This window comes from Kitasatospora sp. NPDC087271, from assembly GCF_044744605.1.
Taxonomy (GTDB): domain Bacteria; phylum Actinomycetota; class Actinomycetes; order Streptomycetales; family Streptomycetaceae; genus Kitasatospora.
This window is the reverse complement of record NZ_JBIUYQ010000005.1, coordinates 273936-288860: the sequence shown is the minus strand read 5'-3', so window position 1 is coordinate 288860 and position 14925 is coordinate 273936. Positions and strand designations below refer to the sequence as shown.

13 protein-coding genes are annotated in these 14925 nt (G+C 74.7%); 5 read left to right on the top strand and 8 right to left on the bottom strand.

Features of this window, described 5'->3' with window-relative positions; all coding sequences use genetic code 11:
- Nucleotides 1-13 precede the first annotated feature (13 nt).
- The gene (locus tag ACIO9K_RS11755; protein ID WP_363623648.1) at nucleotides 14-793 is read right to left on the bottom strand and encodes a uracil-DNA glycosylase; all 780 of its coding nucleotides are present in this window, start codon (nucleotides 791-793) and stop codon (nucleotides 14-16) included.
- A gap of 172 nt (nucleotides 794-965) precedes the next feature.
- On the opposite strand from ACIO9K_RS11755, the gene ACIO9K_RS11750 reads away from it, so the two are divergent.
- Nucleotides 966-1937, top strand: coding sequence for an SPFH domain-containing protein (locus ACIO9K_RS11750; protein WP_363623649.1), 972 nt, complete (start codon nucleotides 966-968; stop codon nucleotides 1935-1937).
- Between the two features lie 77 nt (nucleotides 1938-2014).
- Nucleotides 2015-2503 (top strand): CBS domain-containing protein, encoded by a 489-nt coding sequence (locus tag ACIO9K_RS11745; protein WP_400328797.1) that lies wholly within the window; start codon nucleotides 2015-2017, stop codon nucleotides 2501-2503.
- A 151-nt stretch (nucleotides 2504-2654) separates the two neighbouring features.
- Here the strand turns inward: ACIO9K_RS11745 and ACIO9K_RS11740 are convergent, their stop codons facing one another.
- The 4 genes from ACIO9K_RS11740 to ACIO9K_RS11725 form a co-directional block, all read right to left on the bottom strand.
- On the bottom strand, nucleotides 2655-5576 hold the full coding sequence (locus tag ACIO9K_RS11740) for an FAD-binding and (Fe-S)-binding domain-containing protein (RefSeq protein ID WP_400328794.1): 2922 nt from the start codon (nucleotides 5574-5576) through the stop codon (nucleotides 2655-2657).
- Between the two features lie 174 nt (nucleotides 5577-5750).
- The gene (locus ACIO9K_RS11735; RefSeq protein WP_400328791.1) at nucleotides 5751-6755 is read right to left on the bottom strand and encodes a glycosyltransferase family 2 protein; all 1005 of its coding nucleotides are present in this window, start codon (nucleotides 6753-6755) and stop codon (nucleotides 5751-5753) included.
- A gap of 201 nt (nucleotides 6756-6956) precedes the next feature.
- Nucleotides 6957-7619, bottom strand: a complete 663-nt coding sequence (locus ACIO9K_RS11730) for a lytic transglycosylase domain-containing protein (RefSeq protein WP_400328788.1) — start codon at nucleotides 7617-7619, stop codon at nucleotides 6957-6959.
- Between the two features lie 539 nt (nucleotides 7620-8158).
- Nucleotides 8159-9004, bottom strand: a complete 846-nt coding sequence (locus ACIO9K_RS11725) for an EI24 domain-containing protein (protein ID WP_400328785.1) — start codon at nucleotides 9002-9004, stop codon at nucleotides 8159-8161.
- A gap of 143 nt (nucleotides 9005-9147) precedes the next feature.
- Here ACIO9K_RS11725 and ACIO9K_RS11720 point away from each other — a divergent pair, with 143 nt between their 5' ends.
- Nucleotides 9148-9945, top strand: a complete 798-nt coding sequence (locus ACIO9K_RS11720) for a serine protease (RefSeq protein WP_400328782.1) — start codon at nucleotides 9148-9150, stop codon at nucleotides 9943-9945.
- A 115-nt stretch (nucleotides 9946-10060) separates the two neighbouring features.
- Here the strand turns inward: ACIO9K_RS11720 and ACIO9K_RS11715 are convergent, their stop codons facing one another.
- The 3 genes from ACIO9K_RS11715 to ACIO9K_RS11705 all read right to left on the bottom strand — a co-directional run bounded on the left by ACIO9K_RS11715 (nucleotide 10061) and on the right by ACIO9K_RS11705 (nucleotide 13326).
- Nucleotides 10061-11251 carry a helix-turn-helix domain-containing protein gene (locus tag ACIO9K_RS11715; RefSeq protein ID WP_400328779.1) on the bottom strand — a complete coding sequence of 397 codons (1191 nt, stop codon included), beginning with the start codon at nucleotides 11249-11251 and terminating at the stop codon, nucleotides 10061-10063.
- Between the two features lie 165 nt (nucleotides 11252-11416).
- Nucleotides 11417-12856 carry an amino acid permease gene (locus ACIO9K_RS11710; RefSeq protein WP_363623664.1) on the bottom strand — a complete coding sequence of 480 codons (1440 nt, stop codon included), beginning with the start codon at nucleotides 12854-12856 and terminating at the stop codon, nucleotides 11417-11419.
- A 245-nt stretch (nucleotides 12857-13101) separates the two neighbouring features.
- Complete coding sequence (locus ACIO9K_RS11705) at nucleotides 13102-13326, bottom strand: hypothetical protein (RefSeq protein ID WP_400328777.1); 225 nt, start codon at nucleotides 13324-13326, stop codon at nucleotides 13102-13104.
- A 162-nt stretch (nucleotides 13327-13488) separates the two neighbouring features.
- Here ACIO9K_RS11705 and ACIO9K_RS11700 point away from each other — a divergent pair, with 162 nt between their 5' ends.
- Nucleotides 13489-14541 carry a Ku protein gene (locus tag ACIO9K_RS11700; protein ID WP_400328774.1) on the top strand — a complete coding sequence of 351 codons (1053 nt, stop codon included), beginning with the start codon at nucleotides 13489-13491 and terminating at the stop codon, nucleotides 14539-14541.
- A gap of 44 nt (nucleotides 14542-14585) precedes the next feature.
- Nucleotides 14586-14876: a hypothetical protein gene (locus ACIO9K_RS11695; protein WP_400328771.1), complete on the top strand. Its 291-nt coding sequence runs from the start codon at nucleotides 14586-14588 to the stop codon at nucleotides 14874-14876.
- The last annotated feature ends 49 nt before the right edge of the window (nucleotides 14877-14925 follow it).

The window sequence follows — 14925 nt, the reverse complement described above, 5'->3', positions numbered from 1 at the left end:
GGTGCCGCCGGGCCTACTCCGGCGCCGGTTCCAGCCCGGCCGACCGGGCGGCGGTGCGGAGCAGGGCGCGGAGCATGGGGGTGGTGAGGCGGCCGGTGTTGGTGTTGCGCGGGCTCACGTGGTAGCAGCCGTACAGCTGGAGGGCGGGGCCGCCGTCGGTGGCGGGGAGGACGGCCAGGGCGCCGTGACCGAAGGCGGGTCGGGGCCGGGGGACCTGCCAGCCGGCCTGCGCGAGGGCGGGCAGGAGGGCCTGCCAGGCGAAGCCGCCGAGGGCTACGACGGTTCGTACGGTGGGGCGCAGCAACTGGAGTTCGCGGGTGATCCAGGGGCGGCAGGTGTCGCGTTCGGCGGTGCTGGGCTTGTTGTCGGGCGGGGCGCAGCGGACCGGGTCGGTGATGCGGACGCCGTACAGGCGCAGGCCGTCGCCGTACCGGACGGACTCGGGGCGGTTGGCGAGCCCGAGGTCGTGGAGCGCCGCGTAGAGCAGGTCGCCGGAGGGGTCGCCGGTGAAGATCCGGCCGGTGCGGTTGGCGCCGTGGGCGGCGGGGGCGAGGCCGACGAGGACGAGCGGGGCGTCGGGCGGGCCGAAACCGGGGATCGGGCGGGCCCAGTAGTCCCAGTCCAGGTAGGCGCGGCGCTTGGTGCGGGCGGTCTCCTCGCGCCACTGGACCAGGCGCGGGCAGGCCCGGCAGTCGGTGACGACGCGGTCCAGCGCGGTGAGCGAGGTGGCGCGGGCGGCGGCCTCGGCGGGGTGGCGGGGGTGGCCGGGGTCGTCGGCGGCGGACTGCGGCATGGTCACGATCCTACGGTCCGGCTCTGGCCCCGCATCGGCCCTGCGCCGGCCTGCCCGGGCAGGCGTAGCGTGGAATCAGCTGCTCCGGCGGCCCCCCGGCTGGGCCGGGTCGGCGACGGCCGGGGCTGGCTGGCGCGCGAGGAGGCCTCGCCGAGGCCGCAAGGAGGCCGCGATGATCGTCGATGCGGTGCTGGGTGCCATCGGGGGGCTGGTCGGGCTGGGGGCGATCTGGGCGGGCCTGAGCGTCCGGGTCGTCCAGCAGTTCCAGAAGGGAGTGGTGTTCCGCTTCGGCCGGGTGCGCAGGGAGGTACGCGAGCCAGGGCTGGTGGCGCTGCTGCCGATCGCGGACAAGTTGCGCAAGGTGAACGTGCAGATCGTGACGATGCCGATCCCGGCGCAGGAGGGCATCACCCGGGACAACGTGACCGTCCGGGTGGACGCGGTGGTGTACTTCCGGGTCGAGGACCCGGTGAGGGCGACCGTCAACGTGCAGGACTACCAGTTCGCGATCTCCCAGGTGGCGCAGACCTCGCTGCGCTCGATCATCGGCAAGAGCGAGCTGGACGACCTGCTGGCCAACCGCGAACCGATCAACCAGGGGCTGGAGTTGATGATCGATAGCCCGGCGCTGGGCTGGGGCGTCCAGATCGACCGGGTGGAGATCAAGGACGTCGCGCTGCCGGAGTCGATGAAGCGCTCGATCGCGCGGCAGGCGGAGGCCGAGCGGGAGCGGCGGGCGCGGATCATCACGGCGGACGGTGAGTACCAGGCCTCGGCCCGGTTGTCGGAGGCGGCGGCGGTGATGAGCGCGACCCCGGCGGCGCTCCAACTGCGGCTGCTGCAGACGGTGGTGGAGGTGGCGGCGGAGAAGAACTCGACGCTGGTGCTGCCCTTCCCGGTGGAGCTGCTGCGCTTCCTGGACAGTGCGACGGACAACCAGCAGCGGGCCGCGGTGAATGCCGCGGCGGCAGCGGCGAAGGCCGCCGAACGGGCCGCCGTGGAGCGGGAGGAGGCAGCGAAGGCGGAGGTCGAGCAGGACCGGTCGCAGCACGAACTCCCGCCGCTGGAGGAACTGTTGGACCAGTCGCCGCTTCCGGGCGCGGACGCGCCGGGCGGGCGCGCGGAGCCGGACCAGGCGGCCTGACCGGTGCCCGGTGGCGGCCTCCGCGGGCCCGGACCAGGATGGACAGGGGGGCGGAAGCCAGGCCAGGAGGCGGGACCATGACCAGAGCCAGCGACATCATGCACCCGGGCGCGGAGTGCATCCGCGAGCACGAGACGCTCGCCGCCGCCGCCCGGATCATGCGGGAACGGCACGTCGGCGCGCTGCCCATCTGCGGGGAGGACGACAAACTGCTGGGCATCGTGACCGACCGCGACATCGTGCTGCGCTGTGTCGCCGAGGGCCGGGACCCGGCCGGGGTGACGGCGGGCGAGCTGGCCCTGGGCCGGCCGATGACGGTGGAGGCGGACGAGGACGCGGAGCAGGTGCTACGGGTGATGGAGCAGTACCGGGTGCGCCGGCTGCCGGTGATCAACCACCCGGAGCACAAGCTGGTCGGGATGATCAGCGAGGCGGACATCGCGCGCGGGCTGCCGCAGGCCCGGGTCGCGGAGTTCGTGTCGGCGGTCTGCGCAGAGGAGGCGCCCACGGAGGAGGCGCCCACGGAGGAGGCGGCCACGGAGGAGGCGGCCAAGGCCGGGGCCTGACGGCGTCGGGGTCTGACGACGGCGGCGGATCGGGCCGGCGGATCAGGGCCGTTGCGATCAGTCAGGGCATCGGACGCGGCCGACTGCGGCTACCCGACGAAGGAGGAGGCCGCGGCCGCGCCGGGGCCTTCCTCGGCGAGCACGCCGCGCCCTAACCGCGCTCCCGAAGCGCCCGGGCGATCAGTTCCGCCAGGTGCAGGGCCTGGCGGCCCTGGGCGAGTTGGGCGATCTGGGTGCGGCAGCTGAAGCCGTCGGCCAGGACCACCGTGTCGGGGGCGGCGGCCCGGACCTCGGGGAGCAGGACGCGCTCGGCGATCGCCTCGGACACCTCGAAGTGGCCCCGCTCGAAGCCGAAGTTGCCGGCCAGGCCGCAGCAGCCGGAGTCCAGCACCCGGTTGTGCAGGCCGAGTCGGTCCTCGATCCGGCGGTCGGCGGCGCTGCCGAGGACGGCGTGCTGGTGGCAGTGGGTCTGGGTGACGGCGTCCAGCGGGACCTGGGGGAGCGGGGTGTCGGGGGCGTACTGGTCGAGGAACTCGGCGAAGGTGCGGGTGCGTTCGGCGAGCGGGCGGCCGTCCGGGCCGAGCAGCCGGGGCAGGTCCTCGCGCAGGGCGGCGGTGCAGCTCGGGTCCATCCCGACCACCGGGGTGTCGGCGGGCAGCCCGGTGCCGGCCAGCGTCCGCAGGCTGCGCCGCAGCACCCGTCGGGCGGTGCCGAGTTGGCCGGTGGAGTACCAGGTCAGGCCGCAGCAGACCGGGCCGGCGGGCAGCCGTACGTCGAAGCCCAGGTGCTCCAGCACCTCGACGGCGGAGCGCAGCACGTTCGGCTGGAGGTGGTCGGAGAAGGTGTCCGGCCACAGCAGCACCGGCCGTGCCCCCGCCGGGGCCGGGTGCGCGGCGCGGTGGCGGCGGTACCAGCGGGTGAAGGTCTCCGGCGGGAGGACCGGCAGCACCCGGCGCCGGTCGATCCCGGCGAGCCGCTTGAGCGGCCCGACGGCCGGGGAGCGGGCGAGGGTGTTGGCGGCGCCGGGGGCGAGGGCGGCGGCCCGCAGCCAGAGCGGCAGCCAGCCCATCGAGTAGTGGGCGAGCGGGCGCGGGCGGTGCCGGTAGTGCTGGTGCAGGAACTCGGCCTTGTAGGTCGCCATGTCGACATGGACCGGGCAGTCGCTCGCGCAGCCCTTGCAGCTCAGGCAGAGGTCCAGGGCCTCCCGGACCTCCGTCGAGCGCCAGCCGTCGGCGATCGCCGCGCCGCCCTGGTGGCCGGGAGGCGCTGTCATGCCGCGCAGCATCTCGGCCAGCAGCCGGGCCCGGCCCCGGGTGGAGTGCCGCTCCTCGCCGGTGGCCATGTAGCTGGGGCACATCACCCCGGTGTTCGGGTCCACGCACTTGGCGACGCCGACGCAGCGGTGCACGGCCTTGGCCAGGCTGCCGCCGTCCTGCTCGTACGGGAGGGCGAGCGGCAGCGGGCGGCGCGGGGCGGTGACGAAGCGCAGGTCGGCGTCGAGCGGGCGCGGGTCGACCAGGGCCCCCGGGTTGAGCAGGTGCTCGGGATCCCAGATCCGTTTGAACTCGCCGAACAGGGCGATCACGTCGGGCGGGTACATCCGGGGCAGCAGTTCGCCGCGGGCCTGCCCGTCGCCGTGCTCGCCGGACAGCGAACCGCCGTAGGAGACCACCAGGTCGGCGGCCTGCTCCAGGAACTCCCGGAAGACCAGTACCCCGGCGGGCTCGTCCAGCGGGAAGTCGATCCGCAGGTGCACGCAGCCGTCGCCGAAGTGCCCGTACGGTACGCCGTGCAGGCTGTGCCGGCGCAGCAGGGCGCGCAGGTCCCGCAGGTAGTCGCCGAGGCGCTCGGGCGGGACGGCGGAGTCCTCCCAGCCGGGCCAGGCCTCCCCGCCGCCGGGCAGCCGGGTGACGATGCCGGCGCCCGCCTCCCGGACGGCCCAGAGCTGGCGCTGCTCGGCCGGGTCGGTGACGAGGGAGACGGAGGCGGAGCGCTCGCGGCGCACCGCGTCGGCGAGCCGGCGGGCGGCCTGGTAGGCCTCGACCGGGGTGGCGCCGCCGGTCTCCAGGAAGAGCCAGCACTCGCCCGCGGGCAGCCGGTCCAGTGCGGGCGGGCGGGGGCCGGCGGCGAGCAGTGCGGCGATCAGGTCGGCGGACATGCCCTCGGCGGTGAGCGGCCCGAGCGGCAGCAGCGCGGGGACGGCGTCGGCGGCGGCGCCCTCGTCGGGGTAGCCGGCCACCACCAGGGCGCGTGCGGGCGGCTCCTCGACCAGCCGGACGGTCGCGCCGAGCAGCAGCGCGCAGGTGCCCTCGGTGCCGGTGAGCGCGCGGGCCAGGTCGTGGCCGTGCTCGGGCAGCAGGGCGTCCAGCGGGTAGCCGGAGGTGCGGCGGGGCAGCGCGGGCAGGCCCTGGCGGATGGTGGCGAGGTTGCGGTCGGTGAACTCCTGGAGCTGCCGGTGGAGTTCGCCGGGCCGCCCGGGCAGGGTGCGGAGCGCGGCGCGCTCCTGCGGGGTGAGCCGGCCGCCCACGGTCAGCTCGGTGCCGTCCGCGAGCAGCAGGTCCAGCCGCTCGACGTTGTCCGAGGTGCGCCCCCAGGCGAGCGAGTGCGAGCCGCAGGAGTCGTTGCCGATCATGCCGCCGAGGGTGCAGCGGCTGTGCGTGGACGGGTCGGGGCCGAAGCGCAGCCCGTACGGCCGGGCGGCGCGCTGGAGGTCGTCCAGCACGGTGCCCGGTTGGACCCGGGCGGTGCGGGCCTGCGGGTCGACGTCCAGGACGGCGCCGAGGTGGCGGCGGAAGTCCAGCACCACCGCGCCCGGGCCGATCGCCTGCCCGCCGATGCTGGTGCCCGCCCCGCGCGGCACCACCGGCACGCCGTACCGGCGGCAGAGCGCGAGGGCGGTGCGGACGTCGTCGAGGTCCGCGGGTTTGACCACGCCGAGCGGCAGCTGCCGGTAGTTGGACGCGTCGTGGCTGTAGACGGTCCGCTCGGCGGTGCCGAAGCGGACCTCCCCGCGCAGCACGGCGGCCAGTTCGCGGGCCAGCTCGGCCCCGGGGGCTGCGGACGGACGGCTCACCAGGGACCTCCGGGCGGGTGCGGCGACGGCTCCGGCCGATCATGGCAGCCGCGCGCCCGCAGGGGTACCGGCCACGGCCGGGGTACCGCCGATGGGGTGTCGGCGGGCGGCCACCCGGCCAGGGCCTAGGCCCCGCCGCCTGCGGAGGCGGGGCCGCACACGTCCGGAGTCCGGTCACCGCCGCCCGGTGAGCGTGCCGCGGGCGATGTGGGAGAGCTTGGCCATCTCGAACGCCGGGTAGGCGCCGCCGGCCAGCAGCGAGAACTTGATCCCCTCGCGGCCGCCCGGCCGCCGGTGGCCGGGCGGCTGGAAGCGCCGGTGGTGCTCGGCGGCCCGGTGGAAGAACTGCGGCCGCTCGGCGCGGGTGACGCACCCGGCCAGGTCGAAGACGAACAGGTAGTGCCGGATCATCCGGACGAACAGCGCGTCCCGCACCGCGTACAGGTGCGGCTGGTCCTCCAGCAGCGCGAAGCTGCGCTCGTACTGGTCGAAGAGGTCGAACACGCCGCTGCCCGGGGAGCCGGTGGGGTGGACGGTCTCCCGGCGGCGCAGCTGCACGCACTCGCGCGCCAGCACGGCGACGCGGCGGGCGCCGAGCAGCGCCGCGTGCACCACCGGGATCTCCTCGTACCGGCCGTCGGGGAAGGCCAGCCGCAGCTCCTCCCAGTGGCCGCGGCGGATCAGCCGGTCCCAGACCAGCGGCGGCGCGCCGAACAGCGCGGGCTGGTCGAAGGGCTCGAACACCTCGGGGCCGGTTTCGGCGAGCAGCGACTCCGCCCCGCCCGGCCAGTCCCGGTCGTTGTGCCGGCGGGAGTGGCCGAACAGCAGCAGGTCCACCGGGCCGGTCTGCCCGAGCCGGTCGGCGAGGGTCCGCAGCGCGTCCTGGGGCAGCTGGTGGTCGGCGTCCAGGAACAGCAGGTACTCGCCGGTCGCCCGCGCCGCCCCCGCGTTCCGGCTCACCCCGACCCCGACCGCCGCGTTGAGGTGCAGGACCGACAGTCGCGGGTGCCGGGCCGCGTACGCGTCGGCGAGCTCGCCCGCGGCGTCGGGGGAGCGGTCGGCGACCACGATCACCTCGACGTCCTGGAGGGACTGCGCGAGCAGCGAGTCCAGGCAGTCCGCGAGCTGTTCGTGCTGGTCGTAGGCGGGGAGCACGACGCTGATGAGGGGTGAGGGCATGACGCCGGAGCGTAAGAGGACGCGCTGACCGTGGCAAAGCTCTGACGGTGCGTAATACCGATCAATCCCCGCCAAATCGTACGACCGTACGCCATATCTTCACGCGGCCTGCCGGACGCGTCCACGACAGCCGGAACGCGCCGGGGCCCGCGACGCGTGCTGCGTCGCGGGCCCGGGGGGCCGAGGCTTGGCGGCCTCGATTCAGTACCAGTGGTGGTTCTGCCAGAACGACCAGGCGGCGCAGGGGCTGCCGTAGCGGGAGTTCATGTAGTCCAGGCCCCACTTGATCTGGGTGGCCGGGTTGGTGCGCCAGTCGGAGCCGGCCGAGGCCATCTTGCTGCCGGGCAGCGCCTGCACCAGGCCGTACGCGCCGGAGGAGGCGTTGACGGCGAGGTGGTTCCAGCTGCTCTCGCGGGACACGATGTTGCTGAAGCACTGGAGCTGGCCGGCCGGGACGAGCTGCGCGGCGATCTGCTGCGGGCTGCCGGTGAGGGCCGGGGCGCTGGTGAGGTTCTGGCGCGCCTGGGAGCGGGAGGCGGCGGCGTCCGCGTCGGCCTTGGCCTTGGCGTCCGCCTGGGCCTTCGCGTCGGCCTCGGCCTGGGCCTGGGCGGCGGACTCCGCCTCGGCCTGGGCCTGCGCCTGGGCTTCCTGGGCGGCCTGGTCGGCGGCGGCAGCGGCAGCGGTGTCAGCCTGGGCCTGGTCGGCGGCCGCGTTGTCGTCCACCGTGACGGCGGCCGCGGGGGCGGCGGCCTCGGTGGTGCTCCCGGCCTGCGGGAGGGCGAGGGCGGCGGTGGCGGCGCTCGCGACGACGAGGGTGGCGATGCCGGTGATCAGGGAGTTGCGGCGGGCATGGCTGAGCTGCATGAAGCGGACAATCCTTTTCCGTCGGGGGCCGTGCCGGTGGCACCGGGTGCGGGGCATCGCACGGGCGCCCGGGTGAGCGGGGCCCGCGCGGCCGTCCGGGACGGCCGTGGTGCCCCGGCGGAAGTGGCGGGGCGGGTCGGCTGCGCGGCGGACGGGGCCGGCTGCGCTGCCTGGCGACGGGCCATTCTTGGCAGGGCCGGGGACGGGTCGCAAAGGCAGTTGCCACTATGGCGGGTAGTAGCCGCAGGGCGGGCGTGGCGAGAAGCGGTGATGGTTTTGGGAGAATTTGTCCGACTTGCGTATTTGTAGGTCGGAGGCTGGTGGCGCGGGCGGAATGTGCGGGTGTGAGGTGTGGTGGCCTGCGTTCTTCGAGGTGTTCCGGGCGGCCCGGCGTGGGACGGGAGCCCGTGCCGGGTGGTCGGCCGACGCCCTGGCCGCAGCCATCCACTATCGGGGGCCGTAGACGGCGAACCCCGTGTGGGCGGCCTCACATGTCCGGACGGCCGGGATCGGCGCAGGGTGACCGGCCGGTCACCGCCTCAGGAGGTCGCGTGCGGGCTTCCGGCGGCGGGCCGGGAGGCCGGCTCCGCCGCCGGTTCCGGCTCCTGCTCGCCCGCCGGGGCCGCGTCGTGGACCGGGTCGAGGGCGAGGTCGCGGGCCAGGTCCCGGGCCAGCAGGGTGGCGCCCGCGACGGCCCCCGGCATGGCGAGCACCGTCACCAGCGGAACCAGGAACGCCAGGATCAGCGGCGTGCCGAAGCCCAGCGACAGCCCGAGCCGGGCGCGCAGCAGCCGGATCCGCTCGCGCTGCGGCACCCCGCGCCGCTGGAGGGCGACGGCGGCGAGCTCGACGGTCAGGAAGAAGCCGGACACCAGGAAACCCAGCGCCGGCACCACCGTCTGCCCGATCACCGGGATGAAGCCGCAGGCGAACAGCACCACGCCGAACGCGGCCACCCGCACCAGGACATAGGCGCTGTCCCGTACCGCGATCACCAGTTCGCGCCACAGTGGCGACTCCGGCGGGGCGGGCGCACCGCCCTCGGTCTCGTCGACCTTCGCGGACAGCGCCTCGTAGAAGGGCTGGCCGACCAGCAGGGTGACGGCGGTGAAGGTGAGCAGCGAGAGCAGCAGGCCGCCGCCGAAGGCGATCGCGGCGAGCGCGTCGCGCAGCAGGCCCTGCCAGGGCGAGCTCCAGCGGTCGGCGAACGGGGTGGCCCAGTCGGCGAGGTCCTTCGACCAGCCGCCGAGGAAGACGAGCGCGACGGCGTACCCGGCCAGGGTGAGCAGCGCGGGCAGCATGCCGAAGCCCCACCAGCGGCCGTGCCGGCCCACCCACTTCTGGCCCCCGACCAGGTACTTCATCCCCGCCACAAGATCTCGCATGGGCGATCACCTTAGGGGCTCCTCCTCCGGAACCCCGCATTGCCGTGTTCCTGCCAGTTTCGACCGGCAGGGCCGGGCCCCTCCTGTCGTGACGCCTGCGGGGCCACCCTCGGTGCTCCCCGACCTGTCGATGGAGGAGCCTGATGAAGCATCAATTCGGAAGATTCATCGTGCTGTTGGCCACCCTGGTGCTCGGCTCCGGCGCGCTCGTGCTGCCCGCCGCCGCCTCGCCCGCACCCTCGGCGCCCTCGCCGGGCGTGGTCGGCGGCACGCGGGCGGCACAGGGCGAGTTCCCGTTCGTGGTGCGGCTCTCGATGGGCTGCGGCGGCGCGCTCTACACCCCGCAGATCGTGCTCACCGCCGCCCACTGCGTCAACGGCACCGGCGCCGACACCAGCATCACCGCGACCGCCGGCGCGGTCGACCTGCGCAGCGGCAGCGCGGTCAAGGTCCGCTCGTCGTACGTGTACCAGGCGCCCGGCTTCTCCGGGGCGGAGAGCGGCGACGACTGGGCGCTGATCAAGCTGGCCTCGCCGGTCGGCGGCAGCCAGGTGAGCACGCTGCCGACCACCGACTCCACCGCCTACGACAGCGGCACCTTCACCATCATGGGCTGGGGCGCCGCGACCGAGGGCGGCGCGCAGCAGCGCTATCTGCTCAAGGCGACCGTGCCGTTCGTCGACGACGCTGCCTGCGCCAACGCCTACCCGGGCCTGAACAGCGCGGCCTCACTCTGCGCGGGCTACGTCGACCAGGGAGGCGTCGACACCTGCCAGGGCGACTCCGGCGGGCCGATGGTCCACCGGGACGCGGCCGGCCGCTGGGTCCAGGTCGGCATCGTCAGCTGGGGCAGCGGCTGCGCCCGGCCCGGCTACCCGGGCGTCTACACCAAGGTCAGCACCTACGCGGCCGACATCGCCGCGGCGGCGGCCGGGCTCTGACGCCGACCGCCGACCGCCGGAGAGCCGAAGAGCCGAAGAACCGGAGCGCCCGGGGGATCCCCACCGGGCGCTCCGGCGCGTCCGCCGTCCGCGGTCCGTGGTCAGCCGTCCGTGGTCAGCCGTCCGCCGGGGGCCGGTGCGCCGTCGAACCGCCCAGCCAGGCCCGGGCCCGGCGCCGCTCGTAGGCGATCCGGCCGGTGGCGTCCGGCGGTAGCCGGGAGAGGACGGCGGCCGCGGCCTCGTGGCGCCCGGCCCGGGCGTACGCCCCGGCGAGGCGGCCGGCGACCAGTGCGTGGTCGTGCGGGTGGGCGGCCTGGTCCAGGCGCCCCAGGGCGGCGCCCAGGTGGGCCACCGCCGCGTGCGCGTGGGCGGTGTGGCCGGTGCGGACGGCGAGGTCCCGGTGGCAGGTGCCGTGGGCGACGCCCAGCACCAGGGCGGCCCGGGCGGCCCCGGGCGCCGGCTCGCCGGCCCGCAGGGCGGCCTCGGTCAGCCGTTCGGCGTCCGCCAGCGCCCGCCACGTCTCGGGCGCCGCGCCGGCCAGTGCGTGGGCGTGCGCCTGGGCGAGGGCGGCCCAGGCGCGCAGGCCGGGCAGGGTGCGGGCGGTGGCGTGGGCGGCTTCGGCCAGGGCGAGGGCGGTGGCCGGGTCGCCGCTCCACCAGTGCAGGGTGCTCTGCCGGGCGAGCAGGGCGGCCGCGGTCGGCTGGTCGTCGGCGGCGCGGGCCCACTCCAGCCCGGCCGCGTACCAGCCGAGCGCGCGGGTGCGGCGGTCCCCCTCGAAGTGGGCCCAGCCCGCGAGTTCGGCGTAGCGGGCGGCGAGCGAGCGGACGGCGGGGGCGGTTTCGCGCGGGGCGGCGTGCTGCCAGGCGGCCAGGGTGCGGGCGTGGTGTTCGAGGACGGTGGCCAGCTGTTCGCCGCCGGTGTGGGTGGCGGCCGCGCGGTAGACGTCGAGCAGGTGGCCGAGCACGGCGAAGGTGGCGGCGTCCGGTCGGCCCGTCGGGGGCCCTGTGCCGCTCTCGCCGAGGGGCGGCAGGGGCGGGGCGGCGAGTTCGCCGAGGTGCTCCCGCTCCTGCCGGACGGGTTGCCAGAGGGCTGCCAACTCGCCTCCGGTGAGCAGGAGTTCGTCGGCCCGGGCGGGGAGTCCCGGGGGTGGCCAGCGGCGGGCGTTCTCCACTCGGCTGATCAGTGAGTTGTGGTAGCCGAGCAGGCGGCCGAGTTCGGCCTGGCTGAGTCCGCGGGCCTCGCGCCAGTGGCGCAGCCGGTGGCCGAAGCGCAGGCGTGCGGACGCGGGGGCGGGGAGGGGTGGCAAGGGGTCTCCCGGGGGGTGGGGGAGCGCTCGTGGGGGAGCGCCATGCCCAGGTATCCCCTTTGACGTGCCATTGTCAAACTGTGGGTCGCATCCCTCGAGCGGCACCGGGCCCGGGAGCCTCCGCAACGGCTCCCGGGCCCGGCACCGTCGCGCGGCGCGGACGGGTCAGGAGTCCGCCGCCACCGCGGCCCGCCGCCGTCGGCCCACCACGGCCGAGGCCGCGAGCACGATCGCCGCGGCGACCAGCGACAGGTACATCTGCTTGCGCCCGTCGGCGTCGGTGAACATGTACGCCACCACGAACCCGATCATGCCGATGGCCGTCCAGGTCAGATAGGGGTACAGCCACATGCGGACGGTCAGCCGCTCGGGAGTCTCCCGCTCGATGATCCGGCGCATCCGCAGCTGGGAGAAGCAGATCACCAGCCAGACGAACAGCGCAACCGCGCCGGAGGAGTTGAGCAGGAAAGCGAACACCGTGTCCGGCGAGGTGTAGTTGAAGAACACCGCGACGAAGCCGAAGACCACCGAGGACAGGATGGCCACCCGCGGCACGCCCCGCTTGGTCACGGTCGCGAAGGCCTTGGGCGCGTCCCCGCGCTGGCCGAGCGAGAAGGCCATCCGGGAGGCCGTGTACATCCCGGAGTTGAGGCAGGACAGCACGGCCGTCAGCACGATCACGTTCATCACCTGGCCGGCGCCCGGGATGCCCACGTGCTCCAGCACCGCCACGTACGGGCTGCCCTTGACGGCGTCCGAGTCCCACGGCAGCAGGGTGACCACGAGCAGGATCGAGCCCAGGTAGAAGATCCCGATGCGCCAGATCACGCTGTTGGTGGCCTTGCTGACCGCGCGCTCCGGGTCCTCCGACTCGCCCGCGGCCAGGGTGACGATCTCGCTGCCCATGAAGGCGAAGACCACCGTGAGCATGCCGGTGAACACCGCGCCCACGCCGTGCGGCAGGAAGCCGCCGTGGCCGGTCAGATTGCTGGTGCCGACCGCGTGGGTGCCGGGCAGCAGGCCGAAGACGGCGAGCGTGGCGATCACCAGGAACGCGGCGATCGCCACCACCTTGATCCCGGCGAACCAGAACTCGAACTCGCCGTAGGAGGCCACCGAGAACAGGTTGGTGGCGGTCAGCACCGCCATCACGAGCAGCGCGAACGCCCACTGCGGCACGCCGGGCATCCAGGCGTTGAGGATCTTCGCGCCGGCGGTCGCCTCCACCGCGAGCACCACGACCCAGAAGAACCAGTACAGCCAGCCGATGGTGAACCCGGCCCAGCGGCCGAGCGCGCGGTCCGCGTACGCCGAGAACGAGCCGCTCTGCGGGTCGGCCGCCGCCATCTCGCCGAGCATCCGCATCACCAGCACGACCAGCACGCCGGCCAGCGTGTAGGAGAGCAGGATGCCCGGCCCGGTGGTGGCGATGCCCGCGCCGGAGCCGACGAACAGGCCGGCGCCGATCACCCCGCCGATGGCGATCATCGACAGGTGGCGGTTCTTGAGCCCCGCCTTCAGGTGGCCCTCGCCGCCGTGCCCGGGCGGCCCGGCCTGCTGGGGGACCTGGGCGGCTGCCGCAGGCCTGGTGGTGTCCGCACTCATCAGATGAGCCCTGTGCCTTTCCCGCGCGCGGCGCGACCCTCGGCTCGTTGCGCCGGAGGGTGGGGGACGGACCCGCGCATTGCGGTGCAACCTAACTTCTACGGCCGCGTATCGGAACAGAGCATCCGTAAATGTTCGGTAACCGGACGCAAAAAGCCAGGTCAGAGCGGGTGGAAAAGCGGTGCGAAAAGCTCAAATCTGACGCACCGCCAATGCGTCGGAGGCGCTCGGACCCCTGTCGCGGCTCACGGCCCGCGCAGGTCCAGCACGGTGATCCGCGCCGCGTCCGCGGGCCGGCCGGTCAGCCGCGCCGCCAGGATCCGGGGGATGTCGCCCTCCTGCGAGTATCCGGGCACCACCTCGACCTCCGCCCGCCGCACGCCGGCCTCGCCCCGCACCGCGTACACCACCCGGTACACGGTCCGCTCCGGCGGCGGTGGTGCGCCCTGCGCACGGCTCCGGACGGTCATCGGCATCGACCTCCTCGGCCCATTGTCGGCCCGGTGTGGCCGATCGGGGCAAACCCGGGCACAGTGGGATTCTCGGCACGTCCTCGGCACGTCCTCGGCGGGAGGGCGCCGGGCCGGGCGGGAACCTCCGGCAACGGGAAACTCCGGGAAGGAGCGACCCCCATGCAGACCACCTGGAAGGGGACGATCAGCTTCGGGCTGGTCAGCATCCCCGTCCACCTCTACTCGGCCACCCAGGAACACGACGTCCCGCTGCACCAGGTGCACGCCAAGGACGGCGGGCGGGTGCGGATGAAGCGGTACTGCGAGCGGGAGGAGAAGGAAGTCCCGTACGCGGAGATCGCCAAGGGCTACGAGTCCCCCGACGGCCGGACCGTCACGCTCACCGACGAGGACCTCGCCGACCTGCCGCTGCCCAGCAAGAAGATCATCGACGTGCTGGCCTTCGTGGACGCCGACGAGATCGACCCGCTGATGTTCTCCAAGGCCTACTACGTGGGCGTCGCCGACCAGGCCGCCGCCAAGCCGTACGCCCTGCTGCGCGACGCGCTCACCGCGTCCGGGCAGATCGCCGTCACCAAGATCGCGCTGCGCACCCGGGAATCCCCGGCGGTGCTGCGGGTGCACGACGGCACACTGGTGCTGCAGACCTGCATCTGGCCCGACGAGGTCCGCCCCGCGGCCGGCATCGCGCCCGAGGAGGACGTCACCGTCCGGCCGCAGGAGCTCAAGATGGCGCGGTCGCTGATGGACACGCTCTCCGAGGACTTCGACCTCGCCCAGTTGCACGACGACTACCAGCGGGCGCTCCAGCAGGTGATCACGGCCCGGTTGGAGGGCGTCGAGCTCCCGCACGAGGAGGAGCCGGGCGAGGCGCCCGACAACGTGATCGACCTGATGGAGGCGCTGCGCAGCAGCCTCAAGCGGGCCAAGGGCGGGCGGGGGCACGCCGCCGGGCCCGACGAGGACCAGCCGGAGGAGCAGCAGCCCGCGCCCCGCAAGCGCGCCCCGGTGAAGAAGCCCGCCGGATCGGCGGCCGCCGCCGGGAAGGCCGCCCCGGCGAAGAAGACCGCGACCGCGAAGACCGCGACCGCGAAGTCCGCGACCGCGAAGTCCGCGACCGCGAAGTCCGCGACCGCGAAGACCGCGACCGCGAAGGCCGCGGCGGGAAAGACCGCGACCGGAAAGTCCACGGCTCCGCGCAAGGCCTCCTGAGCCCCGCGGATCCGGCAGCCCCCCGAGAACCGGAGGCGATCCCGATGGACCTGCTGACGTACAAGGAACTCGACACCGAAACCGACCCCGAGGCCCCACCGCCGCACCGGAGCCCGGTGCAGCGGGCCTGGCACTGGCTGCTCGGCCTCAACCCGACCGCCGTCGTGTTCATGGTCGCGCTCTCGCTCGGCCTGGCCATGGTCGGCGCCCAGGTGAGCTGGCTGCCGATGCTGGTGCTGATGGCCATCGTCTGGGGAGCGACCGTCCTCGCCCTGGTCGGCGTGGTCGCCCGCTGGATGACGCCCGGCCGGGGCAGGCACCGCGTGGCGTCCTGACCCGGCCGCGTCCGCGTCCGGCTCGTGCCCGGCTCGTGCCCGGCGGTCC